Annotated in this window: 21 protein-coding genes; 14 read left to right on the top strand and 7 right to left on the bottom strand. The window is 42.3% G+C overall.

Annotated elements, in window-relative coordinates; translation table 11 throughout:
- Positions 1-8 precede the first annotated feature (8 nt).
- From HM131_RS13045 to HM131_RS13010, 8 genes are all read left to right on the top strand, one after another.
- Entirely contained in the window at positions 9-1,289 is a 1,281-nt protein-coding gene (locus HM131_RS13045; protein ID WP_085030177.1) for an ABC transporter substrate-binding protein, read from the top strand.
- Positions 1,273-2,259 (top strand): carbohydrate ABC transporter permease, encoded by a 987-nt coding sequence (locus HM131_RS13040; RefSeq protein ID WP_085030176.1) that lies wholly within the window; start codon positions 1,273-1,275, stop codon positions 2,257-2,259. Before HM131_RS13045 ends, HM131_RS13040 begins: the two co-directional genes overlap by 17 nt.
- A 10-nt stretch (positions 2,260-2,269) precedes the next feature.
- On the top strand, positions 2,270-3,094 hold the full coding sequence (locus HM131_RS13035) for a carbohydrate ABC transporter permease (protein WP_085030175.1): 825 nt from the start codon (positions 2,270-2,272) through the stop codon (positions 3,092-3,094).
- Positions 3,081-4,067: an N-acetylglucosamine kinase gene (locus HM131_RS13030; protein WP_085030174.1), complete on the top strand. Its 987-nt coding sequence runs from the start codon at positions 3,081-3,083 to the stop codon at positions 4,065-4,067. Before HM131_RS13035 ends, HM131_RS13030 begins: the two co-directional genes overlap by 14 nt.
- Before the next feature lie 13 nt (positions 4,068-4,080).
- Positions 4,081-4,989 (top strand): N-acetylmuramic acid 6-phosphate etherase, encoded by a 909-nt coding sequence (murQ, locus tag HM131_RS13025; protein WP_085030173.1) that lies wholly within the window; start codon positions 4,081-4,083, stop codon positions 4,987-4,989.
- Between the two features lie 186 nt (positions 4,990-5,175).
- A complete protein-coding gene (gene fdhD, locus HM131_RS13020) occupies positions 5,176-5,979 on the top strand; it encodes a formate dehydrogenase accessory sulfurtransferase FdhD (RefSeq protein WP_085030172.1) in 804 nt (267 codons plus the stop codon).
- A 15-nt stretch (positions 5,980-5,994) separates the two neighbouring features.
- Positions 5,995-8,940 carry a formate dehydrogenase subunit alpha gene (gene fdhF / locus HM131_RS13015; protein ID WP_085030171.1) on the top strand — a complete coding sequence of 982 codons (2,946 nt, stop codon included), beginning with the start codon at positions 5,995-5,997 and terminating at the stop codon, positions 8,938-8,940.
- A complete protein-coding gene (locus tag HM131_RS13010; RefSeq protein WP_085030170.1) occupies positions 8,940-9,407 on the top strand; it encodes a helical membrane plugin domain-containing protein in 468 nt (155 codons plus the stop codon). The genes fdhF and HM131_RS13010 overlap by 1 nt, the downstream gene beginning before the upstream one ends.
- Positions 9,408-9,519: 112 nt before the next feature.
- Here the strand turns inward: HM131_RS13010 and HM131_RS13005 are convergent, their stop codons facing one another.
- Together HM131_RS13005 and HM131_RS13000 are read right to left on the bottom strand one after the other, a co-directional pair.
- Positions 9,520-9,996 (bottom strand): DUF456 domain-containing protein, encoded by a 477-nt coding sequence (locus HM131_RS13005; RefSeq protein WP_085030169.1) that lies wholly within the window; start codon positions 9,994-9,996, stop codon positions 9,520-9,522.
- A gap of 103 nt (positions 9,997-10,099) precedes the next feature.
- On the bottom strand, positions 10,100-11,104 hold the full coding sequence (locus HM131_RS13000; RefSeq protein ID WP_085030168.1) for an aldo/keto reductase: 1,005 nt from the start codon (positions 11,102-11,104) through the stop codon (positions 10,100-10,102).
- 148 nt (positions 11,105-11,252) lie between these two features.
- Here HM131_RS13000 and HM131_RS12995 point away from each other — a divergent pair, with 148 nt between their 5' ends.
- Positions 11,253-13,643: a penicillin acylase family protein gene (locus tag HM131_RS12995; protein ID WP_085030167.1), complete on the top strand. Its 2,391-nt coding sequence runs from the start codon at positions 11,253-11,255 to the stop codon at positions 13,641-13,643.
- Between the two features lie 711 nt (positions 13,644-14,354).
- On the top strand, positions 14,355-15,575 hold the full coding sequence (locus HM131_RS12990; protein ID WP_085030166.1) for a cation:proton antiporter: 1,221 nt from the start codon (positions 14,355-14,357) through the stop codon (positions 15,573-15,575).
- A 39-nt stretch (positions 15,576-15,614) separates the two neighbouring features.
- On the opposite strand, the gene HM131_RS12985 is transcribed toward HM131_RS12990, so the two are convergent.
- The 4 genes from HM131_RS12985 to nfsA form a co-directional block, all read right to left on the bottom strand.
- A complete protein-coding gene (locus tag HM131_RS12985) occupies positions 15,615-16,541 on the bottom strand; it encodes a VOC family protein (protein WP_332308707.1) in 927 nt (308 codons plus the stop codon).
- Between the two features lie 37 nt (positions 16,542-16,578).
- Complete coding sequence (locus tag HM131_RS20695) at positions 16,579-16,830, bottom strand: hypothetical protein (protein WP_157130819.1); 252 nt, start codon at positions 16,828-16,830, stop codon at positions 16,579-16,581.
- 421 nt (positions 16,831-17,251) lie between these two features.
- Entirely contained in the window at positions 17,252-17,974 is a 723-nt protein-coding gene (locus HM131_RS12975; protein WP_085030164.1) for an NAD-dependent protein deacylase, read from the bottom strand.
- 21 nt (positions 17,975-17,995) lie between these two features.
- Positions 17,996-18,733, bottom strand: a complete 738-nt coding sequence (nfsA, locus tag HM131_RS12970) for an oxygen-insensitive NADPH nitroreductase (RefSeq protein ID WP_085030163.1) — start codon at positions 18,731-18,733, stop codon at positions 17,996-17,998.
- Positions 18,734-19,214: 481 nt separating this feature from the next.
- On the opposite strand from nfsA, the gene HM131_RS12965 reads away from it, so the two are divergent.
- Positions 19,215-19,565, top strand: coding sequence for a hypothetical protein (locus HM131_RS12965; protein WP_085030162.1), 351 nt, complete (start codon positions 19,215-19,217; stop codon positions 19,563-19,565).
- Positions 19,566-19,570: 5 nt separating this feature from the next.
- Here the strand turns inward: HM131_RS12965 and HM131_RS12960 are convergent, their stop codons facing one another.
- Complete coding sequence (locus tag HM131_RS12960; protein ID WP_085030161.1) at positions 19,571-19,819, bottom strand: hypothetical protein; 249 nt, start codon at positions 19,817-19,819, stop codon at positions 19,571-19,573.
- 374 nt (positions 19,820-20,193) lie between these two features.
- Between HM131_RS12960 and HM131_RS12955 the strand changes: the two genes are divergently transcribed.
- The 3 genes from HM131_RS12955 (at position 20,194) to rsgA (ending at position 23,195) form a co-directional block, all read left to right on the top strand.
- Positions 20,194-21,171 (top strand): ATP-binding cassette domain-containing protein, encoded by a 978-nt coding sequence (locus HM131_RS12955; RefSeq protein WP_232324781.1) that lies wholly within the window; start codon positions 20,194-20,196, stop codon positions 21,169-21,171.
- Positions 21,161-21,940 (top strand): ABC transporter permease, encoded by a 780-nt coding sequence (locus HM131_RS12950; RefSeq protein ID WP_085030160.1) that lies wholly within the window; start codon positions 21,161-21,163, stop codon positions 21,938-21,940. The genes HM131_RS12955 and HM131_RS12950 overlap by 11 nt, the downstream gene beginning before the upstream one ends.
- Positions 21,941-22,154: 214 nt before the next feature.
- Complete coding sequence (gene rsgA / locus HM131_RS12945; RefSeq protein WP_085030159.1) at positions 22,155-23,195, top strand: ribosome small subunit-dependent GTPase A; 1,041 nt, start codon at positions 22,155-22,157, stop codon at positions 23,193-23,195.
- Positions 23,196-23,238 lie beyond the last annotated feature (43 nt).

Here is a 23,238-nt window from a genome sequence, read left to right as displayed (position 1 = left end):
ATCATGTTATGAAAAAAATGAAAGCGTTTACTTTTATTGGGTTTTTAGCATTTATTCTCATTTTGTCTGGATGTAGCTCCGAAAGCGGTGGGGATGCATCGGGTGATTCAGATTCGGGTGAAGACAGTGTTACGTTAACAATTGGCAGCTGGAGAACGGAAGATAAAGCAAGTTACCAAGAAGTAATCGATAAATTTCAAGAAGAAAACCCAGATATTAACGTTGAGTTTGAACCTTCTAAGAACACCGAATATAACACGATCTTAAATACAGCTCTTAAGAGTGGGGAAGGTCCGGATATTATTCACCTTCGTCCTTATGCTCCAGGCATCGAGCTTGCCGATGCTGGTTATCTTGAGCCATTAGATGATCTAGAAGGTCTTGATAAGTTCGCAGAAGATACCTTGGCCGCCTCTAAAGGATCGGATGGAAAACAATACGGCGTTCCCTTAAACATCAGTACAACGCAAATGTTTTATAACAAAAAAATCTTCGATGAACTCAGTCTGGAAGAACCGAAAACTTGGGAAGAATTCATTTCTTTAAATGAAACGTTGAAAAAAGGAGGGTACACCCCGATCTCTCTTGGATCAAAAGAAGGCTGGCTTCTGTCCTTATCACACGGAATCATAGGCCCAGCTCATTACGGCGGTAATGAATTCGTTGATAAAATTACTGCTGGAGAAACAGATTTTACGAGTGAAGAATTTCAAACCTCTATTGATGCGATGGATGAGCTCAAAAAGTACTTCCCTGAAAACTATGAAGGGTTAGGCATGGAAGATATTCGTACGATGTTCTTCACAGGTGACGCTGCCATGTTCCCGCTAGGAAGCTGGGAAATTGAGGTGTTGCGTGAAATGAACCCTGATCTTGAGCTAGGTTTCTTCCCGATGCCTTCAGCTGTCGGCAAAGATCCAACGATTACGACATGGGTGGATGGATCCTACGCTGTAAATGCGAATTCAGAACACAAAGAGGCAGCGAAAAAATTCGTTCAATTCATGACAACGGAGGAATTTGGAAAACTTTTCACTGAAGAATTTAAAATGATTAGTGCCATTCCGGGAATTGAATCTGATGATCAGCTCGTTAACGACCTTAGTAAAGCCGTAGAGGAAATGTCTACGCCATACATGATGCTCGTTCATTTTTCAGGTGGTAACCCTACGACTAAAGCAACACTTGAAACAGAATTGCAGGGTATGTACTTAGGTGAGCGTACACCGGAAGAAGTAGCAAAAGCAATACAAGAAAGTGCAGCGTCCTGGTATGAGCCACTACAATAGAACACAAGGGGCGGAGAATAAGAAAGCATCGACGAGAACGGTAAGCAAAACAAAAAAGCAAAGGAACTGGAAAAGGTGGACGATTCACCTTTTCCCTATTCCCGCCTTACTCATTTACGGATTGTTCATTGTTTACCCGCTGTTTGCTGCACTCACCTACAGTTTCTTTGATTGGAAAGGCATCGTTCGCGGAGAGTTCGTCGGTTTGAAAAATTTCAAAGATCTCTTTACACTTCAGCCTTTTTCCGATTTATTTTGGAATGCGTTCGGTCACAATATCCTCTATTTCGCACTGCAGATGGTTTTTCAGAATGGCCTTGCTTTTCTACTAGCCTATGTGATTTACAAAAAGGTCCGCGGATCAGAATTCTTAAAAATTGCTTACTTTCTGCCAAGGTTACTGTCTGTCATAGTCGTCGGATTCCTATGGAAGCTGATTCTTAACCCGAACTACGGAGCGCTAAACGTAATTCTTGAGAGGCTGGGATTAGAGTCTTTGCAAAAAGCTTGGCTCGGTGATCCGGATACCGCCTTGATCGCTATTATTCTCGTAAACTGCTGGTACGGGCTCGGATTCGGTGTATTAATCTTCCTGGCAGGCTTTCAGTCCATTCCTCAAGAGCTACTTGAAGCAGGAAGACTGGATGGGGCAAACAGTTTTTCAATGATTACGAGAATCATCATTCCTTTGATGGTGCCATCCATCATGATTATGACTGTACTCACGTTTATTCAGTCGTTTGAAGCCTTTGAACTCGTCTACGCCATGCAGGGATCGCAAGGAGAACCTTACCATTCCACCGACACACTGGCCGTTTATTTCTATCGTCTTGCCTTTGGCGGTTCGACAGGTGGTGCGACTACAGCTGTTGGTCTCGGATCCGCACTTGCTGTTGTGTTATTCCTGTTTATTGCTTTCTTTACGGCCCTTTATTTAAAGTACATGCAGAAAAAACAAGTCGATATGTAGGAGGGATAGAATGAATCACACCATCTGGTCAAAACCGTTTTATTATGCCTTTGCCTTTTTTGTTGCCTCTGTCAGCATCTATCCCATTCTATTAATGATTTTATCCTCGTTCAAAACGAGTGCAGAAATCTTTACAAGTCCGCTGGCATTTCCACAGTCGTTCTCCCTTGATACATACCGAAACTTGCTGGAAATGGTTCCGTTCATGACTTACTTTACAAACAGTGTGATTGTGAGTGTCGTTTCTGTGATGCTCATTCTAGTCACGTCTTCTCTTGCAGCTTTTTATATCGCAAGGTTTACGTTTGTATGGAACAACATGATTTTCTTTTTCTTCTTAATGGGAATGATGCTGCCGATCAAGCTGGGTATCGTACCCCTGTTTATATTAATGAAAGACTTGAACCTATTAAACTCGTTGTGGTCCTTGATTTTTATGTATGTAGCCACAGGGATCCCGTTATCCATCCTCATCTTGACTGGTTTTTTCAGAACGATGCCGAGAGAACTTGAGGAAGCCGCTCGAATGGATGGGGCTGGAAACTTACGGATTCTCTGGAATGTCGTTTTGCCACTCATGAGGCCTGCGCTGGGGACAGTGATGATCATTCAATTCATTCAATCGTGGAATGACTTTTTCTTCCCGTTAATATTTATTACCGATGACTTAAAGAAGACGATTCCAGTGGGGATGTTGTCCTTATTCGGAGAATATTCGGCTGACTGGGGAGCTTTGTTTGCTGGTTTGACTCTGGCTTCGCTTCCAATGATGGTTCTCTTCTTTGTCGCTTCCAAGCAATTTATGGAGGGACTGACCCAAGGTGCAATCAAGTAAAAGTTATTATGTTGGAGTTGACGGCGGTGGTTCAAAAACAGAGGCGCTGCTTTGTGATCATGAAGGTATGATCATCCAACGAATGTTAACTGAATCGACGAATTTAAAATCACGAAGCGAACAAGACGTACGATCTGCCATCCACAAGATATTTATGCAGTTAACCAAAACCCTTCCAATCGATAGCTTGAAGGGAATCTACGTTTCAACGGCAGGCGGAGATCGAGAAGAAGATCGTTTACGTTGGAAAAAGTGGATGTATGAGGTGCTTCCGGACTTCAAGGGACGAATGGATGTACGTAATGATGCCTATGGAGCATTGGCAAGCGGAACATATTCTCTACATGGCAATGTTTTAATCGCAGGAACAGGATCAATTGCTTATTCTGTTACCCAAGAAGAAAAAAACCTTAAGCGAGTTGGCGGCTGGGGGTATCTGTTTGGAGATGAAGGAAGCGGCTATGATATCGGAAGAGGAGCCTTGAAGCTAATCTCAGCTATGCACGACGGAAGAGAAAAAAAAGATGAAGCGTTTATTGCTAAGATGCTTTCTGACTTGGATTTGACAACCATACCTGAGGTCATTACTAAAATTTATGAAAATCCTTACCCTCGCTTAAAAATTGCTTCTCTGGCACGAACTGTGATCATTCTTGCAGAACAGCAGAATCCGGCTGCTCTAACTCTTATTTATAAATCTATAGACGATCTATTAGGATTCGTTAAAATCATTGAAAAGAAGAATGAGTTCTTAGTCCTCTGCGGAGGGTTGTTTCAATCCGAGTTTTTTAGGATTTCATTTAAAAAACAAATGGAACAACGGGAAATTAGACAAAAGTTATGTAATCCGGATATTTCTCCAGCAGCAGGGGCTTGTATCTGTGCCTTGATAACCGCTGGGATTTCAATTACAGAAGAAGTAAAAGGAAAAGCAAAGTCGTCCTATCAGTCGATTTGCGGCACCATCATCTAATGGAGGTACAAATATGACAGACGTCAACGATCGATTAAATACGGAAATGAGCAATAAGAAATCGGAACGCCTGCACAACTTTTCTACACTTGAAATTATCGAGCTGATGAATGAAGAGGATCATGTGGTGCCCGCAGTCGTCAAACGTGCGCTTCCTCAAATTGAAAAAGTCATCGATCAGGCTGTAGAAGTTGTAAAGAATGGAGGAAAGCTGTTTTACTTTGGAGCTGGGACGAGTGGGCGGTTGGGTGTGCTTGATGCATCAGAATGTCCGCCGACTTTTGGCGTGCCGGAGGATTTAGTAAATGGCATTATTGCTGGAGGGGACCATGCCCTCCGCTATGCGATTGAAGGAGCAGAGGATAGCGAAGAGGCAGGGGTCGCTGATGTTGGAAAGCATGTGAGCCTGAATGATATGGTGATAGGCATTGCATCAAGCGGCAGGACCCCATATGTGCTTGGGGTTATTGATGCGGCTAAAAAGTTAGGTGTACCGACAGCAGGTATTAGCTGTAACCACAATGCCGAACTCTCTAAGGTAGTTGATTTGCCTATTGAATTGCCAGTAGGAGCGGAAGTCATCACCGGGTCTACAAGATTGAAAGCAGGCACTGCTCAAAAGATGGTACTTAACATGATTTCATCTGCGTCAATGATCAAGCTTGGTAAGGTGTATAACAATTTGATGATTAATGTCCAGGCATCCAATAAAAAACTTCGTAAACGCACTCTTTCGATCATTCAAGAAATAACTGGAGTGAGTGAAGCGGAGGCTCTCCGCTATAGTGAACAGGCACAAGGTGATGCCCGTGTTGCTATACTTATGGTCCTGCTAAATGCAGATGCAGAAAAAGCAAAAGAATTCCTGGAAGAGAAGAGTGGGAATTTTGCTGAAGTGATGAATGACCTTGAGAAAAAGTAGTTCAATCTGATTATCATCAATGATAAGCAAATGGAAGAGGAGTTTAGAGAGGAATAGAGTATTTATTAATGTAACGGTAGGCGTCTGTGATTCGACTTGAATAACAGGCGCTTTTTTGCCTTCAAATGTTTGATTTTTTCAAAAAGAGGAAAATAATTTATATTATCCATTTTAACAGGAGGTCTTATGGAAAAAGGAACAGTAACTTGGGACATGATCAGAATAAACAAACACACAGCAACCCCAGTCAAGGACGAAGTTGCTGAAGAATTTCCGTTGACCTTGATCATCAATGGGGAAGAGTTCGCCACCATGGTTTGTTCACCGACGAATCTGGAAGAGTTGGTGATTGGCTATCTGGCTGCTGAAGGAGTTATTCGAACTGGGAAGGACTTACTTGGTTTTTCAGTCGATGAGGACACCGGTTTTGCTTACGTTGAAACAGGAAGAAAAATTCCGGACTTAGCTGCCCAGCAAAAAAGGTGGATCGGCTCATGCTGTGGAAAGAGCAGAGCCTTCTATTTTCAAAATGATGCGAGCACAGCAAAGACAGTGATGGGGCACTTTACAATAAAGCCGGACCAGTGTACCAAATTGATGGATAACTTTCAGGAAGGCGCCCGGATGTTTCAGCGAACCGGCGGGGTACATCAAGCGGCCCTCGGAACCAAAGATGGCATCGAAGTTCAATTTGCTGATATCGGGAGACACAACGCTCTAGATAAGCTTTACGGCTACACCATTAAGAACCGTGTAAGGTTGAAAGATAAAGTGATCATCTTCAGCGGTCGTATTTCATCTGAAGTTTTATTAAAAGTATCCAAAATGGGGATTGGATGCTTATTATCGAAATCTGCACCTACGGACTTGGCACTGCAGCTTGCCGATGATTTGAATATTACAGCTGTTGGCTTTGTTCGAGGAGATAGGATGAATGTGTACACACATCCAGAACGCATCGATCTTCACTCGTTCAACACTTCTGAGTAAAAAGGGGAGATTAATTTGTTAGAAAGAGAGCACACCGTCGTTACGGTAAACGGGAATGAATATTTAGCGGATCCTAATCAAAACTTATTGGACCTCATCAATACCACAGGGGAAAATGTTCCCCAAATCTGCTACAACGAATCGTTAGGACCAATTGAAACTTGTGATACATGTTTGGTTCAGGTAAATGGAAAACTTCAACGAGCTTGCGGTATGAAAGTGGAGCCGGGAATGCGGGTTCAAACACAGCTTCCTCACGTACATAAAGCTCAGAAAGAAGCATTGGACCGAATTCTGGAAAAGCATGAACTGTATTGTACGGTTTGTGATTATAATAATGGCTCGTGTGAAATTCATAATACGATGGCGGACTTCGGTTTGGAGCATCAATCTCGTCCGTTCCAACCAACCTCCTATAACATAGATGATTCTGGATCCTTTTACCGGTATGATCCTGATCAATGTATCTTATGCGGACGATGTGTTGAAGTCTGTCAGGACGTCCAGGTAAATGAAACACTTACGATTGATTGGGAACGTCAAGAGCCGCGTGTCATTTGGGATAACGATGTTCCGATAGACCAGTCTTCTTGCGTGAATTGCGGACAGTGCTCGACAGTTTGTCCATGTAACGCAATGATGGAAAAAGGGATGGAACACGAAGCGGGATTTTTAACGGATCAAAAACCAGGAATTTTACGTTCTATGATCGAGATGACGAAAAAGGTAGAAACAGGCTATGGACCGCTTTTCGCTGTCTCCGACACAGAAGCAGCCATGCGGGAAGAGCGTATCCAAAAAACGAAAACGGTGTGCACGTATTGTGGAGTTGGCTGCTCCTTTGATGTTTGGACGAAGGATCGGAAAGTGCTGAAAGTCGAACCTCACCCACAATCACCTGCCAATGGCATTTCTACTTGTGTAAAAGGAAAATTCGGATGGGATTACGTCAATAGTGAAGATCGCCTTCAGAAGCCTTTGATCCGCCGTGGCGATTATTTCGAAGAGGTGGAATGGGATGAAGCCATTTCCTACGTTGCTCAGCGCTTTAATGAGATCAAAGCAGAAAAAGGTGCTGACCATCTTGCGTTCATTGGATCATCAAAAGCAACGAATGAAGAGTCTTATGTCATGCAAAAGCTTTCCCGCCAGGTGATCGGAACCAATAACGTTGATAACTGTTCCCGTTACTGTCAGGCACCAGCCACAAAAGGTTTGTTTAGAACGGTTGGATATGGAGGCGACTCTGGTTCCATCGATGACATTGCCAGTGCAAAACTTGTCATCACGATCGGTTCGAATACAGCGGAATCTCATCCTGTGCTTGCTTCAAGAATCAAGCGTTCTCAAAAACTGTTTGATCAGAAACTATTTGTCTTCGATCTTCGAAAACATGAAATGGCGAAGCGAGCCGATCGTTTCTATCAGCCGAAATCCGGCACCGACCTCGTCTGGCTATCTGCAGTTACAAAATACATTCTCGATCAAGGTTGGGAGAATAAGAGTTTCCTTAACGAATGGGTCAATGGCTTTGATGAATATCGAGAAAGTCTTGAACCGTTCACACTAGAGTATGCTTCAGAGATGACAGGAATTTCAATCGACGAGTTAAAGGCACTAGCTAAAGAGATCAGTTCGGCAGAAAGCGTCGCGGTTTGTTGGGCGATGGGTGTGACTCAGCACATGCGAGGCAGTGATACGAGTACAGCCATTTCGAATCTATTGTTGATTACAGGCAATTACGGAAAGCCAGGAACGGGGGCCTATCCGCTTCGTGGCCATAACAACGTTCAAGGCTGCAGTGATTTCGGAAGTATGCCGAACTTTTTCCCCGGGTATGAAAAGGTCGATGATGAAGAGGTCAGAGCCCGTTACGAAAAAGCGTGGGGCGTCGAATTGCCGAAAAAAATCGGGATGGACAACCACGAAATGATTAAGGCCATCCATGATGGAGAGCTTTCTTCCATGTACGTCATGGGCGAGGACACCGGGATCGTCGATGCGAATATCAACTATGTGACCGCCGCTCTTGAGAAACTCGATTTCTTTGTTGTTCAGGACTTGTTCCTGACGGAGACGGCTGAATATGCAGATGTTGTTCTTCCGGCATCCCCAAGTCTTGAAAAAGAAGGGACGTTTACCAATACCGAACGTAGAATTCAGCGACTCTATCAGTCTTTTGAACCGTTAGAAGGTACGTACCCTGACTGGATGATCATCCAGATGATCGCTAAAGAGATGGGATACGACTGGAATTATCAGCATCCATCTGAAATTATGCAGGAATCTGCAAGTCTTGCTAAACTATTCGCTGGAGTCAATTATGAGCTCCTGGAAGGTTATAAGTCGTTGCAGTGGCCAGTTGCTGAAGATGGAACAGATTCTCCGTTGTTGTTCACAGAAGGTTTTCCTTTTGAAGATAAAAAAGCGAAGCTATATCCGCTTACGTTTGAGTTGAAATATGATACGAATGAAGAATACGACTTACATGTAAATAACGGCAGGCTCCTTGAGCACTTCCACGAGGGCAATATGACGTATCGCATTGAAGGAATTGTCAGGAAGACACCTCAGGCTTTCATCGAGGTATCGGAGGAACTTTCGAAAGAACGCGGCATCCAGGAAGGAGCAGAAGTGAAGCTGATTTCAGAAGCCGGCGAAGCAACAGGAATTGTAACGATCACGGATCGGGTTAAAGGGAAAGAGCTATTCTTACCTTTAAGTGGCCGAGGAAAAACGGCCATCAACTACTTGACAGACAACCGTGTTGATAAAGATACCGACACACCTGCGTATAAAGAAATTGCTGTAAAAATGAAAGTACTGAAAAAGAAAGGAAAATCACCAATTCCGCCGAATAATCATAGAAGAGGGAACCCTGTACCACAAATCAGTGTCCAGGTTGAGAAAAAATGGGAACGCGATGATTACGAATTCCCTGGAAATAAGGTGGATCAGTAATGGCGAAATCAATAACTAAAATCAAAAAATATGAAAAAACCCGTGAGGAACAGGTGGAAAGTGACACCGCTGAAGTTCGGGAAGCGGTTGCCGACAATAAGGAAGCGATCTTAAAAGGGATCAATCTACTTCAGGCGTTAAATGAAGGAGGAACCCTGGATACCGCTAGCGCATTTACGAAAACGAAAAAAGAAGCACTTGAAAATGTTGTCCAGGAAATCAGCAAGGATCGATACACTCCTTTACTTGAAAATCTTCCTGAGCTCATTTTCTTACTTGGTGAAATCGATGTGAAAGCATTGAGAGATTTGTCCAATAGGTTGAACCAGGGACTTGAAGCCATGAATGCTGATGGCCCTGAACAGAAAACGAGCATCTTTGATTTAGCAAAGGCATTGAAAGATCCCGAGATCAATCGCAGCATTACAATGCTTCTTCAATTCCTAAGAGGAATGGGACAGAAATAAGAAAAAACTCCAAGATGATGGATAGTAGAGTTTATAGGTCCACATAGAAAAAGCTCAGAGTTTATGGCTCTGAGCTTTTCTTATTGAGTATTTTCTTTGGTAAGTTACTTCATTAAATTTCTAAAAAGAACCATACGATCATGATGATCTGAATAATAATCTTGGCCAATGTTCCACTCAAGAAGCCAAACAAAGAGCCAATCGCGGCTTTAAAAGCCTCATTTGAAGATCGCTTTTGCACCAGCTCTGTTGCGATCACAAGTATAAATGGAATAATTAAAATACCAAGTGGCGGAATAATGAAAGAACCGACAATGACCCCCACAGCAGCCATCCGTTCTCCCCATTTACTTCCTCCATACCTTTTGACGAAGTAGCTATTCGCAATAATGTCGGAAACAATTAGGATAACGGTCAATATAATCATACCAATCCAGAAAAACGCAGACAGCGGGTCTCCTTCAAGGAAGAAAAAGTATGCAAGAAAACCGATCCAAAGGACTAGCGGTGCTGGAATAATCGGAAAAATAACACTGGCAAAGCTAGCAATAAAACAGGCGATGATCATCACCCAAATGATAATATCCATAAGCGGACCTCCTGAATTTTTCTCTTTCTACTGTTTGTACGAATACTCTCTCATAAAGGTTTCCTAAAATCAAAAAGCCGGACTAGAAGTCCGGCTACGATGATTATTTTAACCCAAGTTCCTGTCGATCAGGCGGAGCCATAAATTCTGGACCTACTGGATCCTGTATGTGTTTTAACAAGATCTCATCAATGTCGTGCATCGTCTCTTCATCGATTTTAAAGTCTTCAATCTCTTCCAATGGATCTAACTGTCCTGGACGACGTCCACCCATGAGAGCAATGCCTGATCCAGGCTGGTCGAGAACCCATCTTAATGCAAGATGCAGTACACGTTTACCATAACGGTTCTGGGCTAACTGATCTAGCTCGTGAACGGCGTTCAAATATTGTTTGAACCTTGGCTGTTGGAATTTAGGATCATTGTTTCTCAGATCGTCGCCTTCAAACTCTCTGTCTGAGGACATTTTACCGGATAACATTCCTCGGCATAAAGAGCCGTAAGATACTGTGGTAATGTCATGTTCCTGCGTGTACGGCAAGGTTTTATCTTCAATTTCCCGTTCGAATAAATTGTAGGGCGGTTGCAAGGTATGAATGGGAGCTGCTTCTCTAAACGTATCCATTTGCTCGGGACTGAAATTACTGACACCGATTGCTCTAATCTTGCCTTGTTTATATAAATAGTGGAGTGCTTCGGCCGTATCGTAAATCGGTGTTACAGGATCAGGCCAGTGAACCTGGTACACGTCAATGTAGTCGGTTTGCAGGCGTTTCAGTGAGTCTTCCACTTCCTTGTGAATTCGTTCCTTGCTGGCGTTACGGAATACAGAATCATCGTTCCAATCAATGCCTGCTTTGGTAGCTAACAAAAGTTCTTCTCTATTCCCCTTCTGTTGAATCGCTTTTCCAATGATCTCCTCAGAGCCGCCGAAGCCGTAAGCGGGTGCCGTATCGATAAAATTAATGCCTCGATCCAGCGCTGAATGGATCGTACGGATAGACTGGTCTTCATCCGTACCGCCCCACATCCAGCCGCCGATTGCCCATGTACCTAGACCGATGCGGCTCGCCTGTAATTTCGTATTGCTAATATTGATCATTTCCATCATAAACACCTCCAAAGCGTTCTGAATGTATGTACCCGTGTTTTGCTTGAATTAATCGTTTCGATGGTCGACATTGACCACCGTTCTTATATTACTTTCAGAATATTTAAGATATAATGAGCTTAACTATGCGGGTGGAGGGAAGGATATGGAAACAGCGAAAAGAACGGTAAATGCTGAACAGCCAAAAAAGCGAAGGTGGAAAAAATGGACGTTAGTCACGCTCGGAATCATTAGTTTGCTGGTCGTTAGTGTTGTTATTTTTGTAAACGTTTACATAAATCGCAGTCTGCCTGAGCTAGAGGGAGAAGTACAGCTTGAAGGACTGCAAAAACCTGTAGAGGTGATAAGGGATGACGACGGAGTGCCTCATATACAAGCTGAGAATTCTCTGGACTTGTTTAGGGCCCAGGGTTATGTACAGGCACAGGATCGATTATTCCAAATGGAACTTGCAAGAAGACAGGCTTCGGGAACATTGAGTGAAGTGGTGGGTGAGGCGACTGTAAATCAGGACAAGTACTTTCGAACCTTAGGTTTAAGGAGAGCTGCAGAGAAGTCTTTGGAAGTGTACTCACAAGATGCCGTAACTATTTTACAAGCCTATGCAGATGGGGTGAATGCGTATATGGAAGAAGCAAAAGAAGAAAAGCGTCTTCCACCGGAATTTGCTCTTATGGGGATATCACCTGAGCCATGGACGCCTATTGACTCTTTAACTATAGGGAAATACATGGCCTTTGACTTGGGTGGTCATTGGGAGAGACAGGCGTTCAATTATTATTTGGTTTCCCAATATCCGGAAGAGAAAGCCTATGAACTTTTTCCTGACTATCCAAAAGGTGCCCCGACCATTTTGGATGAATCAGAGATCGTCAATGTAGCGGCAAGCTTTGAAGAAGTTACGTTGCCACATGAATTCAATGGGAGCAACAATTGGGTGGTTAGCGGGGATCGAACTGCTTCAGGGGCTCCTATGCTTGCTGATGATCCGCATCTTGGTCTTGCTACCCCTTCAATTTGGTATCAAATGCATCTCCGTTCACCAGAATATAATGTTTCTGGGGTGATATTTGCAGGCATACCCGGCATTATACTTGGTCACAACGATCACGTAGCATGGGGAGTCACCAACGTAGGACCGGATGTACAGCAGCTTTATTTAGAGAAAAGGAACCCAGAAAACCCTCATCAATTTCTTTTTGAAGAAGAATGGGAAAAAGCCCAAGTATTTGATGAACCGATTCAAGTAAAAGAAGGGGAAACGATCGCCTATGAAGTGGTGGAAACAAGGCACGGGCCAGTGATTAGCGAATTCGCAGAACAAAGCGGAAAAGACACCGTTTTATCGCTTCGCTGGACAGCTCTTGACGCCACAACAGAGCTGGAAGCCGTTCTGGATATTAATAAAGCAGCTAATTGGAATGAATTTGAGAAAGGGTTAGAAAAGTTTCTGGCTCCTGCGCAAAACTTTGTATTTGCAAGTAAAGATGGAACGATCGCCTATAAAGCCAATGGTCGAATTCCAATATATGAAAATCCTGATGATGCTTTGCTTCCAATGAAAGGATGGGAAGATGAAAATTTATGGCAAGGCTATATTCCTTTTGAGGAATTACCGAAAACAGTGAATCCCGAAATAGGCTATGTTGCAACAGCCAACAACAAAGTGACTGATGAGAACTACCCCTATCATATCAGTCACAACTGGGCCCAGCCTTATCGTTATGAACGAATCTCGCAAATGATAGAAGCGAACGATCAACTGGATGAAGAAACAGTAATGGATATGCAAATGGACGTGAAGAATCTGCAGGCCGAAGAGTTTGTTCCTTTAATGTTAGAAAGGATTAATCGATCCGAATTGGCTGGTATTGAAAAGGATGGACTCGCCTTGATGGAGGAGTGGAATAGAGAAGATGAACGTGATTTACCACAACCGCTGATTTTTCATCGGTGGATGCTGAATCTCCAGAAGGTACTCTATGAAGATGAGCTTCCAGCTGAAATGATGGATCTTTTTCACGGGGCCGGTCAAACGACTGATGAACTATTGAGAAAAGTTCGTAATGGAGAAGAATCAAAATGGATCGAAGAAGCTGGCGGAATAGAAAACGCATTAACCTCAGCATATACCATGACAATAAGGAATCTATCAGAGAAATATGGAGAGGATCCTTCCTCTTGGAAGTGGGGAGAATACCATGAAGTTGAATTTACTCATCCACTTTCAAGTATTTCTTATTTGGAAAGGTTCTTTAATCCTGGAGATCCTCAGCCAGTAAGCGGCAGTCGAGTGACTGTCAGAGCAGCTGGATTCAAAGAGAATGGACTTGTCAATCATGGCGCATCATGGAGGTTTATTATTGATTTAGAAAATATGAAAGAGGCCTATCATATTGTTGGCCCTGGTCAATCTGGTCATTTGAAAAGTAATTGGTACCACGACCAGCTCGATGATTGGGTAGAAGGGGATTACCATTTAACTAAAACGGATAATTATGAAGGACAATCACTAATCTTGTCCCCTGCTTCATAAAAGCCGCTTAAAAATTATTCGGTTCTATCTAATATCTTGAAAATTGGTTTCGAGATTTTCTTGGGGTCCGTTACTCGAGAGGTATAGGGTTGGCAGGAAAACGACTCGCTTTCCTGCGGGGGAACTGGCAAGCCTCCTCAGTCGCTGTGCTCCTTGTGGGGTCTCGCCTAGCTCCTTCTCCCGCGGGAGAAGGAGCCGTTTTACAGCCAACCCATCTATTCTGTCATGAACGGACCCACTCAATAGGAATGAGAAGGGTCTTATTCCAAACTAGAGCACATTAAGTATATCGAATTGAAGACACGCGTGTTCAGTTAAGTACATTATTGAACTAATATATCACTAGTTGAAGATAGTTACACCGATTTCTGGCTAAAATGATGATATGATGATGCTGACCCGAGAAATGGGGAGACTTCTGTGTGATGAGCATGCCATATGAGACCTCGCAGAGAGAAAGCTCGAGGAGGCTCAACGCATGCCCACGGAAGCGAGCCTTTTCCTGTACCTCCTCCATCTACTTATCGTAACGAAAACCTCTTAACTTAAGCTATCTCGAAATCAAGTCTTTCAGAATCCTGCTAAATAGTTGAAGAACGCTCTTGCTGAGGGCGTTTTTTGTTTGAATTGTTTTTTTGGGAACCATATTGAATACTAAACGTAGGTAAAATGTGACACAATATGGATACTAGTTGTAAATGGAGGGAGATTATGCACGAATTTCACGATGCTTTTATTCAAATTCTCATTCTTTTAGCTATTTCAGTAACCGTCATCGGAATAGCCAAGCTTTTAAAAGAACCTTATTCAATCGCTCTAGTTATCGTCGGCTTAATTTTAGGTCTGACGAATTTTCCGATCATTGAAGATGCAGAATTCTACATAACTCAATCGGAAGTGTTTCAGGCGACCGTCATCTCTTTGTTTCTACCGATTTTACTAGGTGATGCCACGTTAAAATTACCCTTTCATCACTTATATAGTCAGAAGAAGCCTGTGCTCGGGCTGGCATTTGTGGGGACATTCCTATCGTTCATATGTATTGGAGCCGGAGCCTATTACTTGCTAGATCTGCCGCTCGCCGTAGCATTCACGTTCGCTGCACTAATGAGTGCAACAGACCCGATTAGTGTGCTATCCATTTTCAAATCCCTTGGAGTTCCTCAAAAGCTTTCCACAGTTATGGAAGGGGAGTCCTTGTTCAATGATGGAATTGCTGTGGTTCTCTTTAAAATTGCCAGCATCTATTTGTTAACGTATATCGAAATGGGCTGGGCGGGTCTTGGCAGTGGTATCTTGCTTTTTCTTAAGTTTGCGATCGGCGGCGCGCTGATCGGTTTGCTGCTGGGATTCATTTTTTCGCAGATTATCCGTATTTTTGATGATTATCCACTTGAGATTGCCTTTAGTGCGCTATTATTTTTCGGAAGTTATTTTATTGCTGAGCATTTCCATACTTCAGGGGTTATTGCTGTTGTAGTGGCAGGGTTTGTTTTTGGCGATTATGGGGCGAAAATCGGGATGTCGAACGAGACGCGGACGAATATCAATACGTTCTGGGACGTCATTACGCTCATTGCTAACTCTTTAATTTTCCTTATGGTCGGGCTTGAAATTCGGAATATTGACTTCGCCGGTAACTGGGGATATATCGCACTTGCCATTTTGATTGTGTTAATCGGCCGTACCATTGCCCTTTATATAAGTACAGGTTGGATCAAAGAGTTGAATTCTAGAGAAAGAGTTCTTTTAAATTGGGGAGGCTTAAGAGGGAGTTTATCTATTGCGCTTGCTTTAAGTCTTCCTATGGAGTTCGAAGGCAGAGAACAAGTCTTGTTGTTCACTTTCTCCGTTGTCCTATTCTCACTCATTGTCCAAGGGTTGACGATAAAACCTTTGATTCAAAAGTTAGGAATAACAAAACCATCCTAATCGTTTAAAAAATGTTCTCCTCAGATGGGAGAACATTTTTTATGTTTCCTTTACTAACATATGGACTTTGTTGCCAGATGGATCTTCTGTTCTATAAAACTCTGGCTCTTTAATAACGGGGTAGTCTAGAAAATCCAATTGGTGAGCCGCGATCTCTCTCTTTTCTTTATTGGGAAAAATAATGGAAAAGGCGTTTAATCCAGCACTATCTTCTGGAGCTGAAGGTGCATGAATACCTTTCCACGTATTCAATCCTAAATGATGGTGATAGCCGCCTGTAGACATAAATAAAGCTTGATTTCCTAAACGACTTACGACTTCGAATCCTAGGGCTTCATAAAAAGTTTGTGAGTTTTGTAACTCCGCCACATGCAAATGAATATGACCCATCTTAGTATGGGACGGTAAACCTTGCCAATCTCTGTTTTCTAGTTCGCTTAGTAAATCATTGGTGTCAATTGGATCCACGGCCATTTTTACTCCGGTTTGATTCCAAATCCATTTTTCAGAGTCACGATCTGTGTAAATTTCAATACCGTTTCCATCTGGATCGCTTAAGTAGAGAGCCTCACTTACAAGGTGATCGGATGATCCTAAGCGAATGCCAATTTTCGAAAGATGGTGGAGAATTTTTGCGAGGTCTTTTCGGGTAGGTACTAATAATGCGAAATGATAAAGACCTGTCGCCGATGTTTGTAGTGGTTTCACAAATTCTGGCTGTTCAATCGTTAGCAGTACGGATGATCCGTCTGCTGTTAAATGAGCTTTCCGTTTAGTCTGTTTGAAAACCTGAAAACCAATGACGTCCTGGTAGAACTGAATCGATCTTTCGAGATCCTGGACTTTTATCTTAACTAGGCCAATATAGGTATTCGGACTTTTAAAAAACTTTTCCTCCAAGGTCTTTTCCCTCCATTTACCTTTAATTAAGTAAGTACTATAGAGGAGGGCTGTACTTGTAGTCAAGAAAAAAGCCCCCCTAGGAAATAGAGAGCTTAAGGGTCTATCCTATAAAATAATCTCGATATATTACTAAAATGGCTATAAGCCCCACTGCACCATAGGCAATGGCTGTATAAAAACTAGCTGAAGCTGTAAACTTTTTTTCAACAGTTGTCTGTTTTCCACCTGTTTGAGACTGAACACGCAAGTCAAGGCTTCGACTTGAGTATCCTCCAGATGAGTTAAAGAACTTGATGGCGACGGCTGCTGCAAGACCTAGGATAAAACTGAGATCAATGAAGTGAGTGCCCAATAGAAGAGCAAGTCCATAGTTAATTAGACCAAGTACTAGGACGGTAATGATGGAAACTTTCCATTTAGTAATGTTTATCTCCCCCTGAGAATTCGTTTTACCTAAATACGAAACGGCGAGGGCAGAAGTTTCAATATTCTAGAAAGGAGACCGGGACATAAGTATAGCAAAGGTGTTTAAAAACGAACGTTGGAACTCTTGAAAGATCAACGCAGATTTTCCTACGGGAACAGCTCGAGTGAAGGTCCCGCTGGAAGTCATTTTTTGCTTTTCAAGGGAGCTGTGCCCGTGCCCGTGAAAGAGATGTTTTTTAATAGAGTGGTAATTGATACCTTTCTTGGGACAAAAAAACTCCGAACTGATTTCAACGAATCGTTCGGAGTTTTTGAGTTTCATTCCGTTTTGTCTCAGCCTCAAAATATTAGAGGAAGGTTTTAATTTGTTTTACAGCCTGAGATAAATCATCATGGATCACGTAATCGAACAGACCATCTTTTTCTGTCGGTTCATTATTTATTATCGCAGAGGTGATGCCAGCTTCTGCAGCAGAATAAGGTAATAGACTGAAAGGTGTTACGAAAAGCGAAGTTCCCATCACTAATAGTAGGTCGGCTTCTTTGATAGCGGATTCGGACTCTTCGTGTGCTGTAATTAAGTCACCAAATAATAAAACATCTGGTTTCAATATCTTTCCGCACTGATCGCACCGGGGAATGGCATGTTCCATGACATAATCAAGCGAGAAAGAACGTCCGCAGCTTGGACAGCTTGAGCGATTTAACGTCCCGTGATACTCGATAACATTGCTGCTTTTAGCGAGCTGATGAAGACCATCGACATTTTGAGTAATTACTGTAACGTTTCGCTCCCTATTTTCCAGTTCATGTATAAACTGATGAACGGGATTGGGTCTGTAGTTCTTTAATAACTTCAAACGAAAGATCGCTTTATATTTCTTCCAAAAGTCTTCTGGATTATGAAAGAAATAGTCGGAAGACATATAATATTCTCTTGAATTATCTTCACTCCAAAGCCCTTCACTTGAGCGGAAATCAGGAATACCGCTAGCGGTAGACGCCCCAGCTCCAGTCAGTACTACAACATTTTCTGCATGCCTCAAATGTAGAGATAGTGTTTTGTACATGTGATCACTCTCCAACTAACTTTACCTTTTATTGAACCCTTTCTTTTGCACTAAGTCAGTAACATCCATTCTCATCGGTTTAGTAAAACGTCTGAGCATTTGATCCGTCCAAGTATCCACACGGTTGTTGCTCGAACGGGATTGATAATAAGAAGTAATCTCTTTATCAAAGGCTTCTAGTTCACTCGTATGGTCCCTATACTCATTTTCAAAATATACAGCTTCTTTAGGTAGCCTTGGCTTTTGGTTTGGTGAGTGCGCAGGTACACCAAGCACCATTCCAAATAGAGGGATAACATGAGTGGGTAAAGAAAGGATTTTATCCACCCGTTCTAATTGGTTTCGAATACTTCCGATATAACATATGCCTAGCCCCATAGACTCAGCAGCTATCGCCGCATTTTGAGCAGCCAGTGCTGCATCAATAGCAGAGACTAAAAAGTGCTCAGTATTTTCGAGGTTTGGCTTCATGTTTTCATAATTTTCTTCATTCGCTTTAAGTGTGTGGCGATGTAAATCAGCACAGAAAATTAACAAATGACCATTATCTTTTACATAGGCTTGTCCAGTGATCTCTGCTAATTCCGTTTTTTTAGCTGGATCAGTCACTCCAATTATGCTGTACGCCATCATATAACTTGATGTTGAAGCTTGTTGAGCTGCTGTTAGGACGGTGGACAGCTGTTCATCAGTGACTGGGATATCCTCGAATTTTCTTATCGAGCGGTGGTTCAATATGGTTTCAATCGTATTGTTCATAAATTTCCTCCTGATAAGTTTACTATTCAATTTATTGAAATGGTGCAAGATTTTCTTTAATTGGTGCAAACACAGCTTCAAATGGTGCAAAGTCCCTCTGAATTGGTGCAAGTTCCTTTTAAAATGGTGCAAGAACAGCAAGGTTTGGTGCAAGTTCCTCCAAAATGGTAAAAAGACCTACAGCACTGTTGCGACCTCTCCCTAAATTATGAGCATTTGCACGTCAAATTAAAAGCACCAATGGTAAACCATAAGAAATTTTTCCTTGTCATCCTTAAAAGTAACAGATTGAGACAAAAATGGATAATGTTTGAGCTTGTCTTCTCGGTTCCGGTCGATCAAAACTCAGTTATTCCTTTAATAGAACATTAATAGATGAAAAATGCAAAATAGGTAAGGTTTTTGACTGGAGAGCAGGGATTTTGTCGATAGATGAAGAATTATAATTAAATAATAAAACTTTGCAGGGGGGGTGGGAGACTTGGCAGAAGTGTTTGACTTTCAGTATTACAAAACGAAGAAAATCGTTGAAAAACGGTTTAGGAACCGTGGATTAATATTCGAGGTGTACATGTCGACGGTTCAGTTCGTACATCATTATATTGAACCAACCTATGATAATCCAGTTGAACATCTCACGACAGACATCAACCTAAAACATCTATACAATGGAGACAGAGACCGGTTTATTGCGACTTACGCAGCTCTTGTGAAGTATTGGGAGATCGAGCCATTCCCCAACTGGGAAATTCCGATGAACAGAGAATTTGAAATGTTTCCTACGCTCGGTGATTTATGTAAGTATATAGAAAAAAGGGTGAAATATCTATAAGACCCTTAAGCCTCATAGCTTTCACCCTTCTTCGTATTTACAATTCCCACATAAAATTGGATGACACCCAGGGCTAAGATAACTGGGCCGATAGTGACCGCAAAGGCAGGACTGATCATGATCTGAACCATACCTGCAACCAACACCATCCCATATCTTTTTGCTTTGAAAGAATGATAAGCCCAGAAGACGGACACGGCAAACGTTACCCACAAAGCTGGCACAAACCAACTGACCTCAAATAAATTTTGCATGTCTGGCAACTCCTTTTTAGATTTTTTTGAACATTTAATAATATTGATATGGTACCATTTGTAAAGTCGCCAGGACAAGAGCGAAAAACGTCTAGTTTTGCGAACGGTGAAAAAGCGGCTAAACTCAAGGGTTCCCTGATTGCAGACTTCTAAAACATAATTTTGGAAAATGATTATGGATAAAGAAGCTAACTCTCTAACACTTGAAAATTTTAACAGAGTACGGGGCGAAACTTCTCTCCGTATTCTTTTAGTTTGGAGTTCTATATCTTAAATGTGTTAAATGGCAAATTATTAGGTGAAAATGGATATAAAGTTCGGTATGTTAAAGATAGGAATTTTTTTGACACTGATGCCGAATATAAATTGTAGGAGTGATTCGTTTGAACGGGAAGATTAAGGTTGAACACCTTTCAAAGACGTTTAAAAAAGGAAACGTTCAAGCTGTTAAAGATGTCAGTTTCACGGTAGATGAAGGAGAATTCTTCGCATTCTTAGGTCCTAACGGCGCTGGGAAGTCAACCACCGTCCAAATCCTTACAACGTTGATCAATGCGACTGGTGGAAAAGCGACTGTAGCTGGCCATGACGTGATCAAAGAACCAGAAAAAGTAAGAAGGTATATAGGAGTTGCTCTCCAGGAAACGGGCGTTGACCCCGACTTAACAGGTCGGGAAATGCTGGAATTGCACGCAAGTATATTCGGGTTCTCGAAAAACGATGCCAAAAAAAGAGCCAACGAATTGTTAGAAATCGTCCAGCTGGTGGAGGCTGCAGAACGAAGAGTAGGGAATTACTCCGGTGGGATGAGAAGGAGACTGGATCTAGCTCTGACTCTTGTCAACGAACCAAAAATCCTTTTCCTTGATGAACCGACAACAGGTCTTGATCCATCTAACCGTATGGCGATATGGAAAGAATTGAGGAGGTTGAATGAAGAAAACAAGACTACCATATTCTTAACCACTCAATATTTAGAGGAGGCAGACTCGCTTGCTCACAGGATTAGCATTATAAATAATGGAGAAATTGTTGCAACTGGAACCCCTAAAGAGTTAAAAGCCCAAATAGGAAATGATCTTGTAACCATGACCTTCTATTCGGAAGAAGACGAGCAGAAAGCTGAACAATTATTGACAGAACAGTTTGGTCAAAGTGAGGTTATCCTGCAAAATAAAAAACTGACAGTGTATGTAGAAGATGGAACGAAAAAATTACTGGAAATTGTCCGCTTACTAGATCAGCGGAATATCCAGGTCGAAACCATCAATCTATCATCGCCAACTCTTGATGACATCTTTCTTAAGATCACTAATGAGCAAGTAGAAAGGGGGGAGTCTGTTGGGGAATAATGTCTGGAAAGATACATGGCTGATTACAGTTAGAAATATTAAAACAACACTTCGAAACCCATTTTCATTTATTCCGAACCTTATGATCTCTGCCTTTTTCCTGCTTGTATATGAAGGGGGATTGAGTGGGATTTCTCAGCTGCCGACTTTTGAAGGAGCAAATTATCTTGCCTTTATTCTGCCTGTGTCTATCGTTTCAGCTGCTATTGGAGGAGCGGGTGGAGCTGGGCAAGGGATTGTAAAGGATATTGAGAATGGTTTTTTCTCCCGGTTGTTATTGACACCAGCTTCCAGACTGGCGATAGTACTAGGCCCAATTATTGCCGGAATGCTTCAGCTCTTCATCCAGACTTTATTAATTATCGGGATCGGCTTTTTGTTAGGACTGGAAGTAAAAACTGGATTTGGAGGCATTCTATTTGTTCTTCTAATTGCCATTGGGTGGGGGCTGGCCTTTGCAGGGTATTCCGCCGGGGTCGCGCTAAGAACGAAGAACGCTCAAGCGGCTCAAGCCGGTACATTTATTTTCTTCCCACTGATTTTTCTCAGCACCACTTTTGTTCCATACGAGTTGATTGAAGCGCAGTGGTTAAAAGTAGCGGCAACGATTAATCCGACGACCTATATTTTTGAAAGTATGCGCACCGCCCTCATTGATGGCTGGATATTCTGGGATTTGATGCAAGGAGTTATTGCAATTGTTATTGCCTGTGCGATTACGATTACCTTTGCAGCGGTTTCAGCAAAAAAAGCTGTTTCGCGGGGATAATTGAAAGAATTCACGTTTTCTCCGAGAACGTGAATTTTTTTATGTCATAAGGACCTTTTTTGAAGACTTTTGATATACTAGTAACATACTCAATAAAGTTAGGAGCTGATGTTTAATGAAAAATTTACATGTGCGTCTATCAATCATCAACCATCAAACATTTAATGGAGGACACATCAAATCTTAACGTCCTCCAAAAATAGGGGGAAATTTATTGAATCAATTGGAACGTAAAGATTTTCACTCGTTTTTTCAAGAGCAAGTAAAAGAGGAGGAACATGTTGCGAGAGTGACACGCTTCTCTCACGGAATTTACACCCTTGCAGACGACACCCATACGTACACGGCGAATTTGTCCGGACGCTACCATTATGAAAGTGTAAAGTCCAGAGACTATCCGGCTGTTGGGGACTGGGTCGTCTTTCAACCATATGAAAATAAAGAAAAAGCAATCATCCACCGTTTATTGCAGCGCCGGACGTTGTTGTCCAGAAAGCAGGCGGGTACCGGTAATGAGGAGCAAGTGATTGCTTCTAACATCGATAAGGTTTTTATTGTTACAGCACTTACACAGGAGTTTAATGTACGTCGTTTAGAACGCTATGTTCAACAAGTTTATGAGAGTGGAGCCATGCCGGTAGTTGTTTGTACAAAACGGGACTTGTGTAAGGATGTAGAAGAAAAAATTGCACATGTAAACCTCAGTGCCCCAGGCGTACCGGCTCACGCTGTTAACACCCTGACTGGAGAAGGAGTAGAGCTTCTTCTTGCAGAAGTGCAGCCTGGAGAAACGATTTCTTTGATCGGTTCCTCCGGTGTCGGTAAATCTACCTTGATTAATCGGATACTGAACGATGAAGTACAAAAAACGAAACAAGTACGAGAAAGTGACGATCGCGGCCGCCATACGACAACCCACAGAGAGTTGTTTTCCATGCCTAATGACATTTTTATTATTGATACCCCTGGCATGAGAGAGCTTCAGTTGTGGGGCGAAGAACGTGGAGTGGAGTCCACTTTTGTGGATATTGAGAGGCTGAGTCTTCATTGCAAATTCAGAGATTGTAAACATACCTCTGAACCTGGATGTGCTGTCCAGAAGGCCATAGAAGCTGGAGAGATTGATGAAGGAAGATTGAAGAGCTTTAAGAAGCTAAAGCGGGAATTGCATCGTTTGGAGCTAAAAGACCGCCATGGACAACATATTACAAACCGAATGCTGCATGGACCAAACAAAAACAAATTTTCTAATTAATATAGAAAAAGCAGGACTCGAAATTTTGAGTCCTGCTTTTTTT

The organism is Halobacillus mangrovi, from assembly GCF_002097535.1.
Lineage (GTDB): Bacteria > Bacillota > Bacilli > Bacillales > Halobacillaceae > Halobacillus > Halobacillus mangrovi_A.
This window is presented reverse-complemented; position numbering and strand designations above follow the sequence as displayed.